Source organism: Brassicibacter mesophilus (assembly GCF_050433385.1).
Classification (GTDB): Bacteria; Bacillota; Clostridia; order Tissierellales; family Proteiniboraceae; genus Brassicibacter; species Brassicibacter mesophilus.
This window is the reverse complement of record NZ_JBNPXI010000001.1, coordinates 352,459-375,867: the sequence shown is the minus strand read 5'-3', so window position 1 is coordinate 375,867 and position 23,409 is coordinate 352,459. Positions and strand designations below refer to the sequence as shown.

Sequence of the window (23,409 nt, the reverse complement as noted above, 5' to 3'; positions counted from 1 at the left end):
AAGTACTACCTAAAAATAATGTGTAATCACATTAGGGGTATATTTGTATAGCTATAGTAATATCCTTTATTAAAGATAAAACATATATAGTAATTGTAGGTGGGGGTTATATGAAATATTTAAAAGAATATAGTTTTAAAAAAGTAATTATAGCTATTATAATAGGTATGATATTAACTCTATTATTATTTTTATTTTTTGTATTAAACACAACATCAATTCATAAAGGAGTAGCTATTAACGGAGTTTCTGTTAGTGGCAAGAATGCTATAGAGGCTTCTAAATATCTAGAAAATAGATTTCAAAAACAGCTTATGGATAGAAGAATTAATCTGAAATATAAAGATTATATATTAGCAGTTAAGTATGAAGATATAGGTGTTAAATATGATTATTATCTAGCTTCAAAAAAAGCTTACCAAATAGGTCGTGAAGGAAATATACGCGAAAGACTGAAAAGTATTTTGAGTGCAAAAATCTATGGAAAAGATATAAATATGGAAATAATATATGACAATCGGAAGATAAGTAGTATAATAGATATAGTAAAATATGGTGTGAATGATGAAAGTAAAGATGCTGAAATAAGGATTGTCAACGATAAACCTGCTATAACACGTGAAGTTATAGGAAAAAAGGTACAAGAAGATGCTCTAAAGGAAAGAATTGTTAACTCCTTAATGTATTCAGATATTGTTGAAATTCCTGTTATAGAAGATATACCTAGACTTACAAAAGCTACATTAAGTAAGATAACGTCAAAAATAGGGTCATTTTCATCATCATTTAAAGGCAGTACAGCTGGTAGAATACATAACATTAATCTTGCATCAAAATCAATAGATGGAAGGATAATTCTTTCTGGTGAAACATTTTCTTTTAATAATACAACTGGTAGTAGGGATGCAGATGCAGGATATAAAGAGTCTATAGTAATAGTAGATGGTGACTATACATCGGGAGTAGGTGGAGGTGTATGCCAAGTTTCTACTACTCTGTATAACGCACTGCTGTTGTCGAATATAGAAATAGTTGAAAGACATCCCCATTCAATACCTGCAAGCTATGTTAAGCATGGAAGAGATGCTGCCGTTGCGTATAATTATTTAGACTTAAAGTTCAGAAACAGCTTAGATGTTCCTATATATTTACGTGCTAGAACCAGCGCAAATAACCTTATAATTGATATATTTAGTAAAGAAGATGAAAATGGTAAAGCAATAAAAATTGAATCGGATATTGTTGAGAAAATAGAACCAGAAATTGAAGAGAGTATAGATAGTTTATTGAGTCCTGGTGAGAAAATAGTTGTCCAAAAAGGCAGGTATGGATATAAAGTAAAAACATATAAAATTACATATCATAAGGGAAAAGAAATAGATAGAGAATTAATAACAAATGATTATTATAAACCTAAAAAATACATAATTAAAAAAGGACCAGCAATAGAAATTGACACCGAAGAGGAGGCTGAAAATGGAGGAACTATACAATAAGAAAATACAATGCCCATCATGCAATAAGGAGTTTACTTCAAGTAAAGTAAAATCTTCTAGACTAAGAGTAGATAAAAGAGATAGTGACCTCTTAGTTTATTATAAAGGAGAAAATCCTATCAAATATAGTGTCTTTGTTTGTCCGCATTGTGGCTATGCAGCTCAAGAAGCAAACTTTAATTCTTTACCTCAAGGCAAGAAAGATATTATAAAGATAAATATAACTGCTAGATGGTATAAGAAGGAGTACGCAGGAGTAAGGTCAATAGATGACGCAATTATATGCAACAAACTTGCATTATATTGTGGACAGTTAATTGACTTAAAAAAGCTGGACCTTGGGAATATATGCTTAAGAATAGCATGGCTTTATAGAATGAATGAAGATAATGAAGAACAAAGATTTTTACAATATGCAGTAGCTTTATTTGAAGAAGCCTTTTACAGTGAAAGCTTATCAAATAGTGTCATGGATGAAGTGACTTTAGGCTATTTAATAGGTGAACTGTATAGGAGGATTGGGGAAAACAGTGTAGCTATATCATGGTTTGGGAAAATAGTATCTAGCCCTTCAATAAAAACAAATCCAAGAATTGAAAAACTTGTTAGAGAACAATGGCTTATGGCCAAAGAAGATAAAAGGAGAAAAGTTATATGAGAGTATATTATCATAGCTTTAGTACAGATATTGGGGATGTTATGGTAGCATTTAGTAACAAGGGAATTGTTAATTTAAGCTTTCTTACCAATGAAAAAATGGAGTATCCTAGGTATCTTAGCAAATTTTACGATGATATTATTGAGCACAATGGTGATGAAACGAACTATAGTGAGCAAATTAAATTGTTTTTAACAGGCAGGCTTAAGAAAATTGATGTGTCTTTAGACTTACATGGAACTGAGTTCCAAATGTCTGTATGGAATGAATTATTGAAAATTCCATATGGGGAAGTAAGATCCTATAAGGATATTGCTGAGGCTATTGGAAGAGATAAAGCATATAGGGCTGTTGGAATGGCTAACAATAGAAATCCTATTCCTATAATCATACCATGCCATAGAGTAGTTGGTAACAATGGTGACTTAGTTGGGTATGGTGGAGGAATAGACATAAAGATAAAGCTACTTGAACTTGAAGGAATAAAGATTTTTCAAAACAAAATAGTAAGAGCATAACCAAAGCTTAGTCTTTGGTTTTTTATTTTAAAATTCTGAATTCTTATTAAAAAACATTGTAAAATATACACAAATTATAAAAAAATAACAGGAAAACGTTCTCAAGAATCAAGATGTATTTGTTTTATTTGTAAAAAAAACACAAACAGTAAATCAAATAATTTACAAATTAGTAACATCAACCCACATAAAGTAAAATAAAAGAAAAAAATTATTATTTTCAATGAATAATGTTCATAAATTAAATACAAAGGTAAATTAGTAGGGAAATAGAACTCATATGAAGTAATTATAAAATAATACGCAATCCAAAATGGAGGGATAGTATGGCAAGTATTGCTAAAGAACCTATCAAAAAAACAGAAACAAGCTCATTAAGGTACAAGATTGATGACAAGCCTTCTCTAGGTGTAGCGATTCCACTAGCGATTCAGCACATAGTTGCTGCTTTTAGTGGAATAGTAGCAGTTCCTTTAGTAGTAGGTGGTGCACTAGGTTTACCGATCGATGACATGACATTTTTGGTAAATGCCGCATTGTTTATGGCTGGATTAGCTACAATAATACAAGCTTACGGGATAGGGCCAGTTGGTTCAAGACTACCATGTATCATGGGTACAGACTTTACTTTCGTGGGACCATCTATAGCAGTAGGCAGTGCGTTTGGATTACAAGGAATGTTTGGTGCTTCAATGATAGCTGCATTTGTTGAAGTTATTTTAAGTAGATTTATAAAACCTCTTATGAGAATCTTCCCACCAGTTGTTACAGGTACAGTAGTTACTCTTATAGGATTAACTATATTGCCGGTTTCAGTAGACTGGGCAGCTGGAGGATTTGGTTCACCAACATATGGTAGTTTACAGAATCTTTTGTTAGCAGGTATTGTAATGGTTATTGTAATAGTTTTAAATCAATGGGGAAAAGGTTTTATCAGTTCAGCATCAATTTTAATCGGTATTATTTGTGGTTATTTAATATCAATACCAATGGGATTATTAGACTTATCAGCAGTGAGTAATGCTTCTTGGGCAGCAATTCCTATGCCATTCAAATATGGAATTAAGTTTAGTATACCAGCAATTATAGCATTTATACCAGCTTATTTAGTTACAACTGTTGAGACAGTTGGAGACTTAATGGCAGTTGCAGAGGCAAGCGAACATGAAATAACTAGTGAAGAGCTAGGAGGAGGTTTACTAGCAGATGGTGTTGGCAGCTTCTTTGCAGGTATATTTAATGCTGGACCAAATACATCATTCAGTCAAAACGTTGGTATTATACCTATTACTGGAGTAGCAAGTAGATTTGTTGTAATAATTGCAGGTATTATCTTAATGTTAGCAGGTATTTTCCCTAAATTAGGTGCATTAGTTGCAATTATGCCAAATCCTGTACTAGGTGGAGCAGGGATTATAATGTTTGGAACAATAGCAGTAGGTGGTATTAAGATACTAAAAGAAGTTGAATTGACAAGAAGAAATATGTTAGTTATAGCAGTTTCACTAGGATTAGGTCTTGCAGTTGCTTTTAGACCTGCGATTTTAGATCATTTTCCTCAAGCAGTTAAAACAATTCTAGAATCAGGAATCACTACTGGAACATTTGCGGCATTGTTGTTAAATACAGTGCTACCTAAAGATAAATAAGTGAGTTAGTACAGAAGGCCAATTTTAAAGGTCTTCTGTTTTTTTATGTAGTTCCCCAATATATGAGCTTTACATAAAATAATAATATATAAAGTTGGGGAAGTGAAGATATGTTTTATAGAAGAAAATTAAATGTTAAAGATGAAAATCCTGTTGTATTTATTCCTGGCCTTTTTGGTTCTATGGGAAGAGATATAATCCCTGGTACCGGGGATTTTGATTTTGGTATGTCAGAATATATTTATAGGCCGCTGATCGACAATTTAGAAGATATGGGTTACAAAGAAGGAAAGGATTTGTTTGTTGCCCACTATGATTGGAGAAAAAAGAATATATATAGTGCAGAAAAATATCTGATACCAGTCATAAAAAAAGCAAAAGATACTACAGGAAAACATAAGGTAAACTTGATATGTCATAGTATGGGTGGAATTGTAGCAAGATCATATATACAAACACAATTATATAAACATGATGTACAAAAACTAATAATGATTGGAACACCTAATTGTGGCTCAATAAATGCTTACTATTTTTGGAGTGGAGGAATGCTCCCATATGATAAGATAGAAAATAATGTGTTCTACAGATTATTAAAAGCAGGATTTTTGTGGATATTTAAGCTTATTCATGGGACCAGGTGTAATCTAGAAATACTTCGAGGGCTTTTTCCGGTAGTTGAAGAACTACTTCCTAGCTATGAAAATGGAGACTATTTAATTTTAAAAGAAGATAACAAACTTGATAGATACATTCCTATTAGTAAAATGAGTATCAGAAACGACTTACTGAACTCACTCAATAAAAAAGCTAATCTAATATATAGATATGGAATAAAGACCTATCTTATAGTCGGATCAAGTGTAAAAACTAATTATCAAATATATGTTAAAAACTTTAACTCTAACTGTAATACTTGGAAAGACGGAAAACCATTGCATTCAGTTGAGACGCTATATGGAGATGGAACCGTAACTTGTAAGAGCGCTCAAAGTTTTGCAGGCAGAATTAAATATATTAATGGTGATCATATGAATATTTTGACGGATTCAAAGGAAATAATCGCAAATATTTTAATGCGCAAAACTGAAGAAAGCAATATGCGGATAGAAAAAGACAGGGTGGCTAAAATATACAGTATTTTGGCTGACAATATATCTGAAATACAGATAGCTGTCGATAATAAAAAAATAAGCATTAATAAAGGGAAATTTACAGTGAATGATAGTTATATAGTACGCAAAGTTGGTGAGAATATTTATTGGGTGATGCTTAAATCTATAACTGAAAATGAAATAGATTTAAAAATTTACCCTGAAAAAGATAAAGAGTCTCATGTACTAATACTTTGCGGAGAAAAAAATAATAAGATAACTAAGATAAGTGATAAAACTATAAAAAGTAAATTAGTTTTGACTTTGTAAGATTAAATTTCAGTATGTATTACTATGCAAGCTTGAACAATAAAAAAGGATTTGCTATTATTAAATGTGACATATGATATTTTTTATAAAATTACTAAAGTAAGTCAAAATGATGAAAGGAGCATGAAAATGAACTATAGCTTAAAAAAATCAGTTGTGTTGTTATTAGTTCTATCATTGATTATAGGAACTTTTACTGGCTGTATAAAAGAAGAGGAAGAACCTATTAAAAATGATGAAAATCAGAATATAACAGAAGAAGGTGCTCAGCTATATCCATTGGAGGTTGAAGACGATTTTGGATATAAAGCGACAATAGAGAAACAGCCTTCAAGAATTATTTCATTAGCTCCAAGTCACACTGAGATACTATTTAAATTAGGATTAGGAGATAGTGTGGTTGGAGTTACTACATACTGTGATTATCCTGAAGAAGCTAAGGCGAAGGAAAAAGTAGGAGATTCAATGACTGTTAATGTTGAAAAGATTATTGAACTAAATCCTGACTTAGTTATTCAGTATGGTTCTGGAAGTGAAGAGTCAAATAAAAAAATACGTGATGCGGGTATTACTCTTTTAAGTTATGAACCTGAATCTATTGATGAAGTCATATCAGTAATTGAGAAAATAGGAGATATTACTAATAGCAAAATAGCAGCTACAATGGTCACTGTAGATATGATGAGCAAAAAAGAATATATTGTAAATAGGGTTAGTAAAGCCGAAAAGGTAAAGGTGTTTTATGAAGTATGGGATGAACCATTAATGGCAGCGGGTCCAGGATCATTTTTAGACGAGCTTATTACCTTAGCTGGCGGAGATAATATAGCAAAAGATGCTCAAAGTGCGTATGCTCAATTTGATGTAGAGCAGATGATAGAAAGAAACCCAGACGTTTATATAACGGCCAAAGACAGTGAAAATAAAACTGTAGAGTCTATTAAATCAAGGCAAGGGTATGACATAATAAATGCTATAAAAAACGATAGAGTTTATATTTTAGAACCAAACATTATATCTAGACCTGGTCCAAGAATAGTTGATGGATTAGAATTAATAGCTAAAAGTATTCATCCAGAGCTATTTAAAAAATAGAGAATAACTTATTTTAAGATATTTAGGGGTTCAGTCTTTTGAACCCCTAAAATTAATATATAAACCGCTAATAAAAATATTCATAATTAATATGCAAAGTAGGGATAGGTATGATTTTAAAACTAAGTAGAAAAACTAAGTGGAATATTATTATAATAATTCTCTTTGTTGTATTATTCATAAGCGTTGCCTTTTTTGCTACTGTTGGTTCTGCTAATATTACCGTAAAAGATACAATCAGAATTGTTATGTCTAAAATACCGATTATAAACAGATTTGTTGATATAAGTGACATACCAAAGACCCACCAAATTATCATTTTAAATATCAGAATACCAAGAGTATTATTAGGCGTTATTGTAGGTGCTGCACTATCAAGTGTAGGTACTGTTTTTCAAGGGATGTTTAAAAATCCAATGGCAGATCCATATGTAATAGGAATATCATCTGGTGCTGCCTTAGGTGCAGGTATAGTAATAATCACTGGAGCAAGATTTGAAAGCATACCTGTTTCTATGATTACCTTAGGTGCTTTTATTGGTTCTGTAGTGACAACATTTATTGTCTATTTAATATCTAGAGTAAAAAACAAGGTTCCAGTAACAACATTGCTTTTGTCAGGAATAGCAATAGGACAATTTTTAACTGCGATTCTTTCATTCCTAATGGTAATATATACGAAAGATATGCAAAAGATAATTTATTGGACTTTAGGAAGCTTCTCAGGTAAAGGATGGGATGAGCTTCTTCCTATCGCTATCCCAATACTTACTTTGCTAATCGTTTTAAACTTTTTTTCAAGAGATTTAAATGTACTGTTGCTTGGAGAAGAATCTGCCCAAAACCTTGGTATTGAGGTAGAGAAGGTTAAGATATTTATGCTACTAGTTTGTTCGACAATTACAGCTATAGCAGTTTCAGTCAGCGGGATTATAGGTTTTGTGGGACTCATTATACCTCATACAGTTAGGTTAATTGTTGGTCCTGACCACAGAATTTTAATGCCTTCAGCAATATTTGTTGGTGGGATTTTTATGATATTTGCAGATTCAATAGCTAGAACTATAATATCTCCAACGGAGGTACCGGTAGGCATAATAACCGCGTTATTTGGAGGACCATTTTTTATTTATCTTTTGAGAAAGTCAAAAAACAATATCTAGGGTCAGGAGTGAATTAGATGAATTCAAAACTAGAGATAAAAGCCCTTAGCTTTGAATATAGTAGTAACTTGATTTTAAAAGACATTTCCTTTGAAGTAAAAGAAGGAGAGTTTGTAAGTATAATAGGTCCTAATGGCTCTGGCAAGTCTACTTTGTTAAAATGTATTACTAATATCAATAAGCCTAAGAGTGGAGATATTTTTATAGAAGGCAAAAAAATAAATGATCATAAAACAAAGGAACTAGCTAAGAAGGTTGCAGTTGTTCCTCAGGATACATTTATAGATTTTGATTTTACTGTTTTTGATATTGTACTAATGGGTAGAAGTCCATATTTAAGTAGATTTGAAAGGGAAACAGAAGAAGATTTTAGAATTACAAAAGAAGCACTGAAGCTTACTGACACTTTAGGGTTAAGAGATAGAAAAATAAGCGAACTAAGTGGTGGAGAAAGACAAAGAGTAATAATTGCACGAGCACTAGCACAACAGCCGGACATAATTTTACTAGATGAACCTACATCTCATTTAGATATTAATCATCAGATGGAAGTCTTGAATTTCTTAAAAGAGTTAAATAAGCAGAATAAGATGACACTATTGATAGTAATACATGATATCAACCTAGCTGCAAGATACAGTGATAAGCTAGTTCTGCTTAAGGATGGCGAAATACTTGATATTGGAACTCCTGAAGATGTAATAACTTCTGAAAACATGGAAAAAGCATATGAAATGAATATGCTTATCAATCATAATCTATTTACAAATAGTCCTCATATAATACCATTATGTTCAAATAAACATATTCATGAGAAAGTATCAAATAAGAGAGTGCATATAATATGTGGTGGGGGTACAGGAAGCGAAGTCATCACAACATTGGAAATGAAAGGATATGATATTTCTGTAGGAGTTGTAAACATAGGGGATAGCGATTGGGATTTAAGTAAAAAGCTATCGCTTAAGATAGTAGAGGAGACCCCATTTTCAGAAATAACTCCATTATCTTATTCGAGGAATATTGAAGAAATAAGCAAAAGTGATGTAATTGTGCTTACAAGTGTTCCTTATGGTAATGGAAACATAAAAAACCTTCAAGCTGCTCAACATGGTCTTGAGCTCGGGAAAAGTGTACTTCTAATTGATCAATATGATAGATATGATCAATTTGATTATGTTGAAGGAAATGCTAAGAAACTGATAGAAATGATGAAGGAAAAGGGACTTGTTGTAGTTAATAGTGTAGAGAGACTGCTAGAAGTAATATAACTATGGAAGATTTGAAAATACAAAAATCCGGTACATCATTTATAATTGTGTTTTTCTTTATAATGTATTAAATGGATGCACCGGATGATCACTATTTACATTATTTCCTGTTTGAGTATGCTGGGTTTATACCTATTTTTTTTAATATCTCATTAACTCTTATAGCTTTATCAAGAAGTCTCATCAAGAAGTATGCTATAATTATAGCATATTTCTTATGGCATAACGTTTAAATATCCTGTTACAAAATAATTATTAATTAAGCAAGCTCCATCACATACAGGGTCAAATTTACAGCTGCTACATTTATCAGCCCTATCACTACAGACCACTTTTCTTTGATCAAACTTTCTTATGAGATTTAGTCTAGCATTGTTATCCTCACCATTATATATATCACCAATAATAAACATATCACTTTTGCTTTACTACCTACCATTTTTTTACAACTGCATAGAGTATCATCAGTCCCTACACTTGCAAATTTACTAGCATCAATTCCACACCTGCAAAATCCTAATATATTAACCTTTTTACTTTTAAAATCTTCTTTTTTTCTAGCATCTTCAATACGATTTATTTTATAAAATATTTCATTAAAAGGCGAAAAAGATACTTTTCTTCCGTTTCTAGTTAGTTCAATATAATATTCTCCTAAAAGGTGCACTTGTTTTTTTAGTTCTTCTTTTTCACTCTCGCTCCATTGAGAGAAAACATTAACTATGTTAAATGCGTTATTGTATCCATTTTCGATAGAGAACTTATGATTATGAAAGAATTGAACGACGTTATCGCGATTAAAGGTCGATCTAAAAGTCATATTTGGATAATAATTTAGAATCAGATGAATGACTAAGTGAACCACTTACGGAAATGTCGAAAGCGTAGAAATTCCATCAAAACTAGGGGGTAGTCGTTTTCTACGAGTGAACAAAGAAAAGACGACGGTAGGATATATAGGAAAATAAAAATTCTAGGATTTGGATTCTATATATATAAGGAGAGGTAGAAAGTAGAGAGGTACTTTTCAGGGGCTGAGACATTCATAGTAGTGATGAAGTTTCTGTAATGGAAATATGGAATCACTTTCCATAAGTTTGAAGAAGACTTGTACAAAACCTAGAATCGAGTGAGTTCAGGCAGCTACTGCCAGCAACAGTTTTGACAGTAGAGAAACCTAAGAAAAATGGTGGAGTCATGAGACTGGGTGTACCAACAATAGCTGACAGAGTGGCTCAAATGGTAGCCAGAATGTATGTATAAAGAAAAGTTGAACCGATATTTCATGAAGATTCATATGGATATTGCTCAGAGAAATCAGCACTCGATGCGATAGGAACAGCAAGAGAAAGAACGTGGAAGTACAATTCAGATAATTTCAGAAGTATGGTTATTAGAGGTTTGATTAACTATTTTCGAAGATATGACCATCCACTATGAGATACATGATGAGGTTATAGAAAGATGGATTGTGAAGTGGCTATGTGTAACTTTAGGTGAGTTTAAAAGGTGAATGATAGGGTTGTATGAAGGGATATTTTTACATACGGTTTTGTAGTTCGAGGTCAAATTCCTCTTACTTACTTGACTGAGAGGTCGGTAACTGAACTAATCAGCTACCTTCTACTCAATTTAGCGAAAAAATAATTATTGACAAAAGCAGATAATCATAGTAAAATAGACCACGTGGACTAGACTTAGTGGTCTAATTGAAATGAAGGAGATGATTTTATGTGTTTAACAAGTCTTATCAACAATAAAAGATACCTATATCGATTTATGGGAATCAGTTCATTTATTGCTGCATTACTTATTTCTTTTGCCGATTTTATACTGGAATTTAATGAGGAATACGGTGTTTCTACCAGTTCAATTATAGAAACAGGCTGGGTGAACATGGCTCATTGGAGGTTTTCTACATCCATTTATCTCTGCGCTTTTCTAATCCCCCTCTATATACTGGGTTTTTGGCTTTTATATAAAGTATTAAGCAAGACCAACAAAAAAACAGCTTTGATACTTTTTATATTATTTTCTTATGGGGTTATCATGGGATCACCTTTAATCCATGGCTTAATGAGCATGAATGCCATTATCTATAAATTTGGTATAGCCAATGGATTCAATCATGAATTAATGAAGTTGCTCATAGAAGGAGAAATTACCAAAACAATTTTACCGGTATTCTTGATTCATTACACTGTAACATGGTTCATTGCACCTAGTATTTTGTTTGTACATATAATAAGAGGCAAAACACAATTAAAGCGTTGGACAGCTTTTTTGAATCCTTTAGTATTCTTAATTATAGGCATGATCGGTTTGAAAATTGCTCCGGGTCTATTTGTATATCTAACACCAGGTGCCATTAATAAAGGAAATGCAGCATTATTTCTATTAGTGACGATAAAAATGTGGAATTATAGAGGAGAATAATTGTTTCATTATAGTATAATGACTATATTATGTAAAGCATTCAATATCTTATTGGTGCAATAAGCTTAACTAAAAAAGGAAGGTTGATATGAGAAAAGATGATATTGTTCAAGTGGCGTTAAAGGAGTTTTGTCATAATGATTATGACCATGTATCCATTAATACGATTATAAAGGAATCAAAAACCAGTAAGGGTGTATTTTACCATTATTTTAAAAATAAAGAAGAACTCTATTTTCATATTGTGGATTTAATTATAGATGAAAAAATAAGATTTTTCAAGAAAAGAGAAAAACTACAAGAACAACCTAAAGCAGACTCAATTTTCTCTTTACTAAGACAGCAAATTGATAAATCACTAGATTTTTCTTTAGTTTATCCTGAATTTACCATGTTTTGTATTCAGGCAAGAAAAGGTACTAATGAAGGCATCAAGAAAAAAGTATATGAAAAGATGGAATATACGACAAACGAGTATTACGTGAATCTAATAAAAAATAATATTAAAAAGGGTATCATAAGAAAAGACCTTCCAGAAGAATTCGTTGTATCAATAGTAACCTATATGATTCCGATTTTTTTAGATTATGTTTATTCTCAAGGCATTGAGATATCCAGTGAAAATAACCATGTTATAAAAGAATATTACTTGCATTATATTGATTTTATGGAAAATGGATTAGGCAAATAGGTCCACTGTCTATAATGGGAAAGTGCAGTGAAGGTTATAGTGGATTGAACCCTGTAAAAAATGATGATATAATGCGGATGTTAACTATTCTAACAATCTTTGCAGATTATATAAGACTTCAAATCATAATCATAGGTCTGTACTACAATGATTTACAAGATAGACTGAGGAAAAAGTCGACTAGGTAAATTCAATAAGCTAGTAAGAAAATAGATATAGTATTACAGTCATTAGATTATTCTGTTATTGATTATAATCAAAAGGTATTTAAAATGAAATATAGAAATAACTGTTGTAGTTATTAAAACTATTCATTATTTTGAAAAATATAATTTAGTAGAGAGGAGGATGTTCAGAGAGATAACAATTAGGTGTAATCCCTCTGATCAATTATGAATAAAAAATATACTGTATTTAAAGACCTTGTGTTATTTATAGTATTTCTCATTATTGTTGCATCTATAATTAAATCTGTTTTCGGAGAATATTTCTGGATTATCTATTTATTTGGTATAGTGTGTTCTTTTATTATATTTAATGATTATAAAATAGTTATTTATGATGAAGAAATAGAGTTTTATAGCTTATTTAGAAAAATAAAAGTAATTAAGCTAGATGATATAGATAAAATTGAGATAGGTGAAATTAGGATAACTAGTGCTGCTTTAGGATCAAAAAGAAATATGTACATATATATAAATGATGAAAAGTATACTTTCAATATAGATAAGATAGAAAACGAAAATTTTTATAATGATATGAAAAAGCTTAGTGAAAAATATAAGTTTATATATGCACATGTAAAAAAATAAAATTAAAAGATTACTGAGAATTGTAGTAAAATAAAGCAGGCATTATAGCTAAGATAATTTTGCGAAACCATTGAAGCATTCTATATAAAAAATCTATTTTTCCTCTTTTATAATCCCCAAATATTCATCTGTACTATAATCAAATATATATCCTGTAATAGTATCAACTTTGTACTCTCTTATAATTTTATTTTTATTATTTGGCTGTGGTATCCAATGAGTCATAATTAAATAACCAAAAGCATATCCTGATGAGTTGATAATACTTTGTTCTGGATTTTCTTTTATAAGATACTTCGTTAACAACTCTGCAATTTTGGACTCTTCTAATTATATTCAAATTATTTTTGTCAACAAATAAATTAGTTTTCAAGTGATTACTAATATAGTCATAGACGGTACTATTGTAAGGGGCTATCACACAAGTAATATGATCACCATGAATGTTAATGTTTTCTTTAGGCTTAGTATCAAACATATACCCTCCGTTTTCATCATTACCTAAATGTGAAAGATTTAATGAAATATCTTTAGCTTCTGAAGAGTAGCCATAAAGCAGTTTTTGAGCTTGCTCTATTGTAAATCTATCTTTTTTTTGCCTATACTCTCTAATTTATAAGTGCTGCTATTCTTTTGCTCCTTATTGTAGCTAATGAATAGAAAAAAACATCAATACGCATAAAGTAGCAGTTCTATAATTCTTTATTAATTAAATCACCTTCTAAAAGCATAATGTTTTACTAATTACATCTACTGCACCATAATATGCCATAAATTAATATAGTAAACATTAAAATATTACATGAGAAGATGATTATTATTTAATAAAATGATAAATTTTTCATATGTTATATTACGCAATCTTAATAATTTTAAAGAGGAATTATGAGTATTTATATAGAAATAAAATAAATCTGAAAATTAAAAATATTCGCAAACAACAAGGAGGAATACCATGAAAAGTATCGACGTCCTAATACATAATATGAGTAAAGCTATAATTGGAAAAGAGAATGTTACTAAGAAGATTATTATCTGTGTATTATGCAATGGACACATACTACTTGAAGATGTTCCAGGTGTCGGCAAAACAACAATGGTATATTCATTAGCAAAATCACTTGATATGTCATTTAATAGGATTCAATTTACACCAGATTTATTACCATCAGATGTTACAGGGATTTCTATATACAACCAGAAGAATGGTGAATTTGAATTTAAGAGCGGACCTATATTTAATAATATCATCTTGGCAGACGAGATTAACAGAACATCTCCGAAAACCCAGTCAAGTCTATTAGAGGCTATGCAGGAAGGAAAAGTAACAGTAGATGGAAACACATATCTTCTTCCAAGACCGTTTATAGTGCTTGCAACTCAAAATCCCATTGAATATGAAGGAACATTTCCTCTGCCTGAGGCTCAACTAGATAGATTCATGATGAGACTATCTATAGGTTATCCTGATAGAATGAGTGAAAAAATGATAATTAGAAGATACAAAGGTGAAAATTTATTAAACTATATTAAATCTGTCTTAACGGTAGAAGACATATTAGAAATGCAAGAAGAAATTGAAAACATATATGTAGATGAATCTATTGAGAACTACATTATAGATATTATCACAAGAACGAGAGGTGACGAAAATATTGCTTTAGGCGTAAGTCCAAGAGGGTCTATTTCATTATATAAAGCTGCAAAAGGATTGGCGTACATTAATAATAGAAAATATGTAATACCTGATGATGTAAAGGAAATGACCATTCCTGTTTTAAGTCACAGGATAATAATGAAAGCTGAATCAAGAATAAGAGCTGTTGATGAGGTAAGCGTATTAAACAACATACTTGCTAGAGCACCTGTTCCAATGGTGAAACGAGATGAATAAAAGATTACTTGTCATTATATTAATATTGTGTTTAGTATTTGCATTATTAGTTGGAGGAAGATTTTTTTATTTCATGTTTTTCATAGTTTCATCAATAGCCGCATATTCGTATTTTTCAGTTAAAAATGTTAGCAATCAGCTAGTAGGGCTGTGCTGGATAAACACAAATACAGTTGAACGGGATACAAGTGTTGAAGTAAGTTATAAGATATATAACAGCAGTATGCTACCTATACCATACGTAGAGATTGATTATAATATTCCCCATAAGCTGTTCTCAAGAACAGTAAATGAAGATGCATTAACCTTGCTTCCATTTGAAACGATTGAAGTTAAAAAGGAAGTAGAATGTCAGCGTAGAGGAATCTACCATTTAGGCAATATTAAAATTACTATTTCTGATATATTTAGTTTAGTCAATAAGACTGTTTGTTTAAAAGATGATGTTATGGTAACTGTGTATCCCAAAATTTATGAACTAAGTAATTTAAGGCTTTTGGGAAATGAAAGCTATGGGTTATTAAAGTCAAACACCGGGCATGATGAAGACTACTCGAGTATTAGAGATATTAGAAAATACCATGTTGGTGATAGCTTAAAAAGAATTAATTGGAAGGTAACAGCAAGAAAAGGAGAGCTGTTTATTAAGAACTATGATATTTACAATAATATAAAAATCAGACTATATGTAGATTTTGATCTTGATAAATATTGTGATGATGCAGATGGGTTAGTAGAAGAGAAGATAGTTGAATGTGCTATAAGCATAATTAAATATACTTTAACAAGAGATATACCTATTGAATTTACAACTTATACAGAAGGTAGAATTAGTATGTATGGTAAAAACTTAAATAATTTTAAAGGCTTTTTAGAATTATTGACCACAATATCCCCACAGAAGAATATAAGTTTAAAGGATGTAATTGATTTTGAAAAAAAGATACTTCCGTTATCAGATACAATAATCATGATAACCCCTAGAGTAGATGACAGACTAGTAACACTGGCAATTTCATTAAAGAAAAGAGGACATAGTGTAGCGGTAATTAGCGTAGCTGACTTTAAAAAAATACAATCTTGGTATAATAATATAGCTTTGTTAGAGAAGTCAGCAATTGAAGCATATCAGGTTAGAATAGAAGATGATATTGCAAGAGTGTTGAGGTGATGATATGGACAATAACAGCAGCTATGAAAAAAGATTTAAGTATGAAATAGTAATAGCTATTTTTATAAGCTTTTTTATGACGCTAGTCTTATTAGAATCTTTAGATGTAGATAGCAGTATTAAAGTATTAGCAATAGTTTTCGTATCATCAATAGCATCTATTTTATGGTGGAGTATTGTATTTAAAAAGCCGATAATTTTTCCAGCTTTAGCTCTTATATTTTTAATTGCTCTTTTTATTATTAAAAACTATTATGAAATATTATATAATTCATTTATATATATGATGAATGATTTTATTAACTGGACAGTCAGATTTATTTCGGAGCTTACCTTTGTTCATGATGTTTATTTATCAATACTAATTGTATTAATAACATTTTTGATGTCTTTCATAGCCTTCCTGCTTGTTATAAAGATTAGAAAAACTTATCCCTTGATAATGTTAGGTACATTGTTCTATTTGTACGAATGGTTAAACTTTATAGACAGTGCAATGATGTACTATGGATTCTATATATTCTTTGTAATGGTGCTTTACACCGTAAGGCAATATAAAGAGTATGAATATCTTTGGGCATCACAGAATAAGAGAGTCTCTAAAAATATGTTTAAGAGAGTTTTAATAAATTCTATTACTGTTTGTATGATAGTGATATTATTTTCTGCTATACTTCCTAAAGACATAGAGCCTGTATCATGGCGGTGGCTAGATGATAAGGCACAGGAAGCGTTCCCATGGCTTGTGAACTGGAGAAACTCCCAGAAGGGTTCATCAAATTATGGAATGAAAAATGTGTTTGATATGTCGTTTACTCAGTTCCAAGACGATCCAAAGCGTCTAGGTGGACCAGTACACAATAGTAATGAGCTAGTTATGGAGGTGAAAAGTGATAACTCGTTATATTTAAGAGGTAGAGTAAAAGATTTTTATACAGGATCTTATTGGAAAACAACAGAAAACATTGGACATAGACAGTATTCAAAATCTAGAATATCGTTTATAACTGAGCAACAAAGTAAATTTGATACTGAAAGAATTACTATAAAACACAAAAACCTTACAACTTCAACTATTTTTAGCCCATATATACCTCGAATGGTTGTACTTGAAGATGACTTTTATTATTCAACAGAGGAATTTGAACTATATACAAATAATATTATTTTAAAAGAACAGCCGTATACAGTATCTTATATTAATCCAAAAATAGATTGGGAGCTGATTTCTAAGTCGAAATACAAACAGAATGATGGGGATAGATTTGATAAGTACTTACAGCTACCAGAAACAATTACTGAAAGAACATATAAGCTTGCAGAGAATATTACAAAATATCGAAACAGTGATTATGATAAAGTAAGAGCCATAGAAGATTATCTTAAGACTGTATTTAAATATACACTAACTCCACCAACAACGCCATATAATAGTGACTTTGTTGATTATTTTTTATTCGATTTAAAAGAAGGATATTGCACTTACTATGCTTCATCAATGGCAGTACTAACAAGGTGTATTGGAATTCCTTCTAGGTATGTAGAAGGATATAGAGTAATTGAAAAAGATGAAGATGGAATATATAATGTTTACAGCTCAAATGCACATGCTTGGACAGAGGTATATATTGATGGATACGGGTGGATGACCTTTGAGCCTACATCAGGATTTTCAAATACATGGCTAAGTGAGCAGAAAATAATTGATGAAAATGAGGTTGAGGAAAAGCCATCATCAGTAAATCTTTCAACAAGAAAAAGGAAAAGCTTAGAAGGATTAGAAGATTATGAAGTAGCTGAGGTTGATGTAGATAATAATAAAGATATCAATTCAGTCAAGAAAAGCTTAAGGTATAAATCATATATTAAAACTGCTGTTGTTTTTTTACTTGTATCATTAATTTCAATTATAATAATTTTTGTAATATTATTGAAGCGAAGTGAGAAACATTTAGATAATAACAATAGAGTTATAAAATATTATAGTTATATTGAAAAACTACTAAGCAAGCTTAATAAAAAAAGATTAGCAAGTGAGACTGCTTATGAATATTGTAATAAGTTTGATATATTAGAATTAAGTGATAGATTGAATCAATTAACCTATATATTTAACAAAGCATGCTATAGTAATGAAAAAGTCACTTCTGAAGAAGCTAATATTGCATATTCTATTGTTTGTGAAATTGAGAAATATATAAAGAAAAACGTAGGACTGTTGAAATTAACTATATATAAATATATAATTACTCTTAGGCAAATAAAAAACATCTAAAGAAAAGGTGATTTAATGAAATATAAACTTATAGCAATTGATATGGATGGAACATTACTTAATAGCCAACATGAAATATCAGAAAGAAATAAAGTAGCTATAAAGTCAGCTTCAGAAAAGGGTGTCAATATAGTTATAACTACTGGTAGAATATTTACTTCCGCAAAGTATTATGCTAAACTGTTAGGAATAACAACGCCTATAATTGCATGTAATGGAGCTTTTATAAGCGAATACAACAAAAATAATGTATTATATGATAATCCTATGAGATTAGATGATTGCATTGAGATACTGAATGCAGCAGAAGAACATGGTATGTATTGTCATCTATATGATAACCAGAACTTTTACGTAAGAGAACTAAAATATAGCTCTCGAAAATATTATGAATGGAATAATAGACAAAAGCCGGAAGACAGGATTAATATACATATAGATAAGAACCTAACTCAATTGTTAAAAGATAAAAAACCTGAAATATATAAAATGGTATTAATAGACGAGGATAAATCAAAGTTATCAAACTTTAAAGAAATAATTCAGGATAATAACAATATCGAAATTGTAAGTTCATGGCATAATAATGTTGAAGTAATGAACAAAGAAGTCTCAAAAGGTAATGCATTATATAATTTGTGCAAAATATTAGATATAAGAAGTGAAGAAGTAATAGCAATAGGTGATAATTATAATGATGCGTCTATGTTCAAATACTCAGGAGTTTCTGTAGCTATGGGTAATGCAGAAATCGAAATCAAAGAAATTGCTGACCTTGTAACAGATACTAATGATAATGATGGGGTCGGAAAAGCTATAGAGAATCTAGTTTTATAACTTTGACGTTTTTAAACTGAATAAATAAATGACCTATAATAAATAATAGATTCTAAAGGTAATACTTTAGGGTCTATTTTTATTAGGAGGGTGAGTAAATGAGAAGCAGAAGAGTTAATGAACCAATAGTTTCAATAACTAAAAATCTTAGAGAAGAGATGTCACTTAAGGAATGTTTAAACAATATACCTATGGATAGAATTATTAAAAAAGGTGATAGAGTCGTAATAACTCCTAATTGGGTTAAGGCTAAGCCTGCATATACTGGCACTGTAGTAGGTCCAGAAACACTTGATATGCTAATTAAAATAGTAAAAGGCTATGAACCATCTGAGATAACGATAGCAACTGGTTCTGGAGGAGACCCAACAGACAAAGTGATGAAATATGTAGGATATGATAAAGTAATAAAAAATAATGAGGTCAAATTTGTTGACTTAAACTATGGACCTTATGTAGAAATACAGTTAGATCATGAAAATCCTTCTTTTACAAAAATTAGTTCATTGTATAACAATTTTGATGTGTTGATTTCTTTTACACAGTTAAAGGTACATGAAGAGGCAACTATGAGTGCAGGGATAAAAAATATAGCTCTTGGATGGCCACCAGCTGAAATTCATGGGTTTCCTAAAAAAAACCTAGGTATACATGAAGACTTGCATGGATTTATTGCAGCTATTATTCAGAAAATACCTATTGATCTGACAATTATAAGTGTGGATAAGACTATGATTGGAACGGGTCCTTCAGATGGAAAGGCAGTAGATACTCCTGGACTAGTTATATCTGGTACTGATCCTGTTGCATGTGATGCTACTGCGGCACGATTGCTGGGGTTCTTACCACAAGCAATTAGCTATTTGTATAAACTATATCGTATTGGAGTTGGAGAAGCACAGCTTGAAAACGTTGAGATGAAAGGAATAGAATTGAAAGAAGCTGAAAAGATTTTTAGTCAAATAGCATATGGTCAAGAGGTTGTACTAGATAAGAGTGGAATAAAGCCTTTGCATGGTAATAGATAAAATGACATTAAGTTATACTATGCTATAGCTTAATGTTATAATTTAACTGGAGGGATAAATATTACTACCTTACAATTAACAAATTCGCTTATAAAAAACACAAAAGAAACGATTAGGCAATTAGTAAATATACATATGAGTGAGATGAAGCCTTATGTAACAAACAACTTGATTCTAGGGAGTTGTATTAATGTTGTAATTGGAGTAACAGGTATACTATCGGGTCAAATAATAGTTGGATTTACTCAGAATCTTGCCATGTATTTTTCTTCTAAGATGTTGGGTAATATGGTTGTAACATTAGATGAACAGGTAAAAAAGTCTGTCTTTGAGCTATGCAAACTTATAATAGGCAATTCATGTATTAGTTTATTTGATAGCGGGGTATCGGTTAATATTGTATCCATGTGTATCATTAATGGAGAGAACATAGAGTATTCAAGTATTGACCAGGAAATAATCTGTATTCCATTTGAAGCGCAACACGGTAAAATGCTAGTTTATTTACAATTATCAAATAGTAAAGATAAGTATGTTGATGATTAATAATTGACTTTATTAAGAAAGATTAGTAAAATCATTAACGTTGGCCTTAACGAAAAATGTAAATTGTATTAATAATATTGGAAAATAGGGGGAATGAAAATGTCTTTAAATATTGTGCTGGTAGAACCAGAAATCCCACAAAACACTGGCAATATTGCAAGAAGTTGTGCTGCTACTGGAGCATCACTTCATTTAGTAAAGCCACTTGGTTTTTCACTAGATGATAAGCATTTAAAAAGAGCGGGACTAGACTATTGGGATCTTCTTGAGGTTTATTACTATGATAGTATTTATGAACTTCTTGAGAAAAACGATGATAGCAAATTTTATTTTGCAACCACAAAGGGAAGTAAAAATCACTCAGAGCATAAGTTTGAGGATGGTTGTTTTTTGGTGTTTGGTAAAGAAACAGCGGGATTGCCTAAGGACCTACTTGCCAAATATAAAGAGCAAACAATGAGAGTACCTATGATTGACAATGAAAGAGCTAGATCCTTAAATCTCTCAAATTCAGTAGCTATTATTTTATATGAGGCTCTAAGACAAATTAATTATCCTAACTTGAAATAAATATAGTTAACTGCTTGTTTTTACTGGCATATTTAATATAGATTTTACAATTTTATTTATATGTTAACAAATTTAACATGGATTTAACAAAATGTGTCCTAATATGTATTATTATTTATATGGTGTTTTCATTGATAATCTAAATAACTTTTTAGGAGGAATAAATAATATGCAAGTAGCTTTTGGTGTTCTTGGTGGACTGGGACTTTTCTTGTATGGGATGAATCTAATGGGGACAGGCCTTCAAAAAGCAGCTGGTGAAAAGCTAAAGAAGCTTATTGAGGTCCTAACGAACAACAGATTCATGGGAGTTATTGTAGGTACTATAGTTACTATGGTTGTTCAGAGTAGTAGTGCTACTACGGTTATGGTTATTGGTTTTGTTAATGCAGGTTTAATGAATTTGAGTCAAGCTGTAGGAGTAATAATGGGAGCCAATCTTGGTACAACTATTACAGCACAGCTTATTGCTTTTAAACTGACAGATATTGCTCCTGTAGTTGTAGCTATTGGAGTAGCTATTTGGTTATTTTCATCTAAAAAGAAATATAAGGAAATAGCAGAAATAATGATAGGATTTGGTATATTATTTATTGGTATGGATTTTATGTCAAATCATTTAAAACCTCTTAGTAAATCCCAGACATTTTCAGACATACTTAAGAGTCTTAACAATCCATTTTTAGGAATTTTAGTAGGATTTGGTTTGACAACTATAGTTCAAAGTAGTAGTGCTTCCATAGGATTGTTACTAGCATTGGCAAGTCAAGGATTTATAACTATTGATATGGCTTTTCCGATTCTGTTTGGTGACAATATAGGAACAACAACAACTGCATTATTGTCAAGTATTGGAGCTAGCAAGACAGCCAAAAAAGCAGCACTTATGCATTTCTTATTCAATCTAGTTGGTACAATACTTTTTATGGTAGTTCTAAAATATCCAATACAAGAATTAGTAAGGTATCTTTCTCCAAATGACATACAAAGACAAATTGCAAACGCTCATACCTTCTTTAATTTAACAAATGTTTTTATTCAGTTCCCATTTGCAGGTTTTCTTGTTATTGCAGCTAATAAGCTTATAAAAGGTGATGACGATGAAGACGTGCAAGGACTTAAGTATCTTGATACAAGAATCATTGAAACACCATCTATCGCAGTAGGTCAAGCATCAAAAGAAGTATTACGAATGGGAAAAATGGTACAAAACAACTTTAAAAATTCAATAGATTCCTTTTATTTTAAAGATGAGAAACTAACTAAGAAAGTTTTCGAAGAAGAGAAAAGAATTAATGAGATAGAAAAAGAAATTACTCAATATTTGATACAGCTCTCAAATGCACCTCTTACTAATGAACAGCATGCAACTGTTACAACATTGTTTCATGCTATTAATGATATTGAGCGTGTCGGTGACCACGCTGACAATATTGCTGAACTCGCTCAATATAGGATCGATAACAAGCTTTGGTTTACTGATACAGCATTAGATGAGTTAAAAATCATGTTTGATAAAGTAGAAAACATATACAAGAATGCTTTGCTTGCTTTTAAAACGGCTGATCCAAATATAGCAAGAAAAGTTATTGGTTCTGAAGACGAAATAGACATAATGGAAAAACAATACAGAGCACATCACATTGAAAGGCTAAATTCACAGACTTGTCAACCAAGTTCAGGTATTGTATTTTTAGATGTCATAAGCAACTTAGAGAGAGTTGCAGACCATTCATCTAATATTGCATTATATATTTTAGACGCTATAGAATAGTACAAAAAAATGAGTTTATTCATGTCAATATGTATAATTAACAAATGCTAATAAAAAAATTATCGAAATATAGATAAAAAAAATAAATTAGCTATTGTATA

Annotated in this window: 23 protein-coding genes; 20 read left to right on the top strand and 3 right to left on the bottom strand. The window is 30.8% G+C overall.

The window, feature by feature from the left end; genetic code table 11:
• Positions 1–110 precede the first annotated feature (110 nt).
• The 8 genes from HNR33_RS01870 to HNR33_RS01835 all read left to right on the top strand — a co-directional run bounded on the left by HNR33_RS01870 (position 111) and on the right by HNR33_RS01835 (position 9,274).
• Complete coding sequence (locus tag HNR33_RS01870) at positions 111–1,496, top strand: VanW family protein (RefSeq protein WP_429079388.1); 1,386 nt, start codon at positions 111–113, stop codon at positions 1,494–1,496.
• Positions 1,477–2,154, top strand: a complete 678-nt coding sequence (locus HNR33_RS01865) for a DUF2225 domain-containing protein (protein ID WP_429079387.1) — start codon at positions 1,477–1,479, stop codon at positions 2,152–2,154. Before HNR33_RS01870 ends, HNR33_RS01865 begins: the two co-directional genes overlap by 20 nt.
• Positions 2,151–2,672 (top strand): methylated-DNA--[protein]-cysteine S-methyltransferase, encoded by a 522-nt coding sequence (locus HNR33_RS01860; protein WP_429079385.1) that lies wholly within the window; start codon positions 2,151–2,153, stop codon positions 2,670–2,672. Before HNR33_RS01865 ends, HNR33_RS01860 begins: the two co-directional genes overlap by 4 nt.
• A gap of 326 nt (positions 2,673–2,998) precedes the next feature.
• Positions 2,999–4,321 (top strand): nucleobase:cation symporter-2 family protein, encoded by a 1,323-nt coding sequence (locus tag HNR33_RS01855; RefSeq protein ID WP_429079383.1) that lies wholly within the window; start codon positions 2,999–3,001, stop codon positions 4,319–4,321.
• A 110-nt stretch (positions 4,322–4,431) separates the two neighbouring features.
• Positions 4,432–5,745 (top strand): esterase/lipase family protein, encoded by a 1,314-nt coding sequence (locus HNR33_RS01850; RefSeq protein WP_429079381.1) that lies wholly within the window; start codon positions 4,432–4,434, stop codon positions 5,743–5,745.
• Between the two features lie 129 nt (positions 5,746–5,874).
• Positions 5,875–6,840 carry an ABC transporter substrate-binding protein gene (locus HNR33_RS01845; RefSeq protein ID WP_429079380.1) on the top strand — a complete coding sequence of 322 codons (966 nt, stop codon included), beginning with the start codon at positions 5,875–5,877 and terminating at the stop codon, positions 6,838–6,840.
• Positions 6,841–6,950: 110 nt separating this feature from the next.
• Positions 6,951–8,003, top strand: coding sequence for a FecCD family ABC transporter permease (locus HNR33_RS01840; protein ID WP_429079378.1), 1,053 nt, complete (start codon positions 6,951–6,953; stop codon positions 8,001–8,003).
• 17 nt (positions 8,004–8,020) lie between these two features.
• A complete protein-coding gene (locus HNR33_RS01835) occupies positions 8,021–9,274 on the top strand; it encodes a heme ABC transporter ATP-binding protein (protein ID WP_429079376.1) in 1,254 nt (417 codons plus the stop codon).
• A 215-nt stretch (positions 9,275–9,489) separates the two neighbouring features.
• On the opposite strand, the gene HNR33_RS01830 is transcribed toward HNR33_RS01835, so the two are convergent.
• Together HNR33_RS01830 and HNR33_RS01825 are read right to left on the bottom strand one after the other, a co-directional pair.
• Complete coding sequence (locus tag HNR33_RS01830; RefSeq protein WP_429079374.1) at positions 9,490–9,687, bottom strand: SPASM domain-containing protein; 198 nt, start codon at positions 9,685–9,687, stop codon at positions 9,490–9,492.
• The gene (locus tag HNR33_RS01825; RefSeq protein WP_429079372.1) at positions 9,636–10,094 is read right to left on the bottom strand and encodes a hypothetical protein; all 459 of its coding nucleotides are present in this window, start codon (positions 10,092–10,094) and stop codon (positions 9,636–9,638) included. Before HNR33_RS01825 ends, HNR33_RS01830 begins: the two co-directional genes overlap by 52 nt.
• 911 nt (positions 10,095–11,005) lie before the next feature.
• On the opposite strand from HNR33_RS01825, the gene HNR33_RS01820 reads away from it, so the two are divergent.
• From HNR33_RS01820 to HNR33_RS01805, 4 genes are all read left to right on the top strand, one after another.
• Positions 11,006–11,710 carry a DUF6796 family protein gene (locus HNR33_RS01820; protein WP_429079371.1) on the top strand — a complete coding sequence of 235 codons (705 nt, stop codon included), beginning with the start codon at positions 11,006–11,008 and terminating at the stop codon, positions 11,708–11,710.
• 88 nt (positions 11,711–11,798) lie between these two features.
• Positions 11,799–12,401 carry a TetR/AcrR family transcriptional regulator gene (locus HNR33_RS01815; protein WP_429079369.1) on the top strand — a complete coding sequence of 201 codons (603 nt, stop codon included), beginning with the start codon at positions 11,799–11,801 and terminating at the stop codon, positions 12,399–12,401.
• Between the two features lie 14 nt (positions 12,402–12,415).
• On the top strand, positions 12,416–12,589 hold the full coding sequence (locus HNR33_RS01810) for a hypothetical protein (protein WP_429079367.1): 174 nt from the start codon (positions 12,416–12,418) through the stop codon (positions 12,587–12,589).
• Positions 12,590–12,793: 204 nt separating this feature from the next.
• A complete protein-coding gene (locus HNR33_RS01805; protein ID WP_429079366.1) occupies positions 12,794–13,213 on the top strand; it encodes a hypothetical protein in 420 nt (139 codons plus the stop codon).
• A gap of 93 nt (positions 13,214–13,306) precedes the next feature.
• Here the strand turns inward: HNR33_RS01805 and HNR33_RS01800 are convergent, their stop codons facing one another.
• Positions 13,307–13,519 carry a hypothetical protein gene (locus HNR33_RS01800; protein WP_429079364.1) on the bottom strand — a complete coding sequence of 71 codons (213 nt, stop codon included), beginning with the start codon at positions 13,517–13,519 and terminating at the stop codon, positions 13,307–13,309.
• A 649-nt stretch (positions 13,520–14,168) separates the two neighbouring features.
• Here HNR33_RS01800 and HNR33_RS01795 point away from each other — a divergent pair.
• The 8 genes from HNR33_RS01795 (at position 14,169) to HNR33_RS01760 (ending at position 23,308) form a co-directional block, all read left to right on the top strand.
• Positions 14,169–15,107: an AAA family ATPase gene (locus HNR33_RS01795; protein WP_429079362.1), complete on the top strand. Its 939-nt coding sequence runs from the start codon at positions 14,169–14,171 to the stop codon at positions 15,105–15,107.
• The gene (locus HNR33_RS01790; RefSeq protein WP_429079361.1) at positions 15,100–16,278 is read left to right on the top strand and encodes a DUF58 domain-containing protein; all 1,179 of its coding nucleotides are present in this window, start codon (positions 15,100–15,102) and stop codon (positions 16,276–16,278) included. Before HNR33_RS01795 ends, HNR33_RS01790 begins: the two co-directional genes overlap by 8 nt.
• A 4-nt stretch (positions 16,279–16,282) precedes the next feature.
• Positions 16,283–18,553, top strand: coding sequence for a transglutaminase TgpA family protein (locus HNR33_RS01785; protein ID WP_429079359.1), 2,271 nt, complete (start codon positions 16,283–16,285; stop codon positions 18,551–18,553).
• 15 nt (positions 18,554–18,568) lie between these two features.
• On the top strand, positions 18,569–19,390 hold the full coding sequence (locus HNR33_RS01780; RefSeq protein ID WP_429079358.1) for a Cof-type HAD-IIB family hydrolase: 822 nt from the start codon (positions 18,569–18,571) through the stop codon (positions 19,388–19,390).
• A 98-nt stretch (positions 19,391–19,488) separates the two neighbouring features.
• Positions 19,489–20,418, top strand: coding sequence for a DUF362 domain-containing protein (locus HNR33_RS01775; protein WP_429079357.1), 930 nt, complete (start codon positions 19,489–19,491; stop codon positions 20,416–20,418).
• 135 nt (positions 20,419–20,553) lie between these two features.
• The gene (locus HNR33_RS01770) at positions 20,554–20,964 is read left to right on the top strand and encodes a chemotaxis protein CheX (RefSeq protein WP_429079356.1); all 411 of its coding nucleotides are present in this window, start codon (positions 20,554–20,556) and stop codon (positions 20,962–20,964) included.
• A gap of 99 nt (positions 20,965–21,063) precedes the next feature.
• The gene (trmL, locus tag HNR33_RS01765) at positions 21,064–21,534 is read left to right on the top strand and encodes a tRNA (uridine(34)/cytosine(34)/5-carboxymethylaminomethyluridine(34)-2'-O)-methyltransferase TrmL (protein WP_429079355.1); all 471 of its coding nucleotides are present in this window, start codon (positions 21,064–21,066) and stop codon (positions 21,532–21,534) included.
• A 169-nt stretch (positions 21,535–21,703) separates the two neighbouring features.
• A complete protein-coding gene (locus tag HNR33_RS01760; RefSeq protein WP_429079354.1) occupies positions 21,704–23,308 on the top strand; it encodes a Na/Pi cotransporter family protein in 1,605 nt (534 codons plus the stop codon).
• The last annotated feature ends 101 nt before the right edge of the window (positions 23,309–23,409 follow it).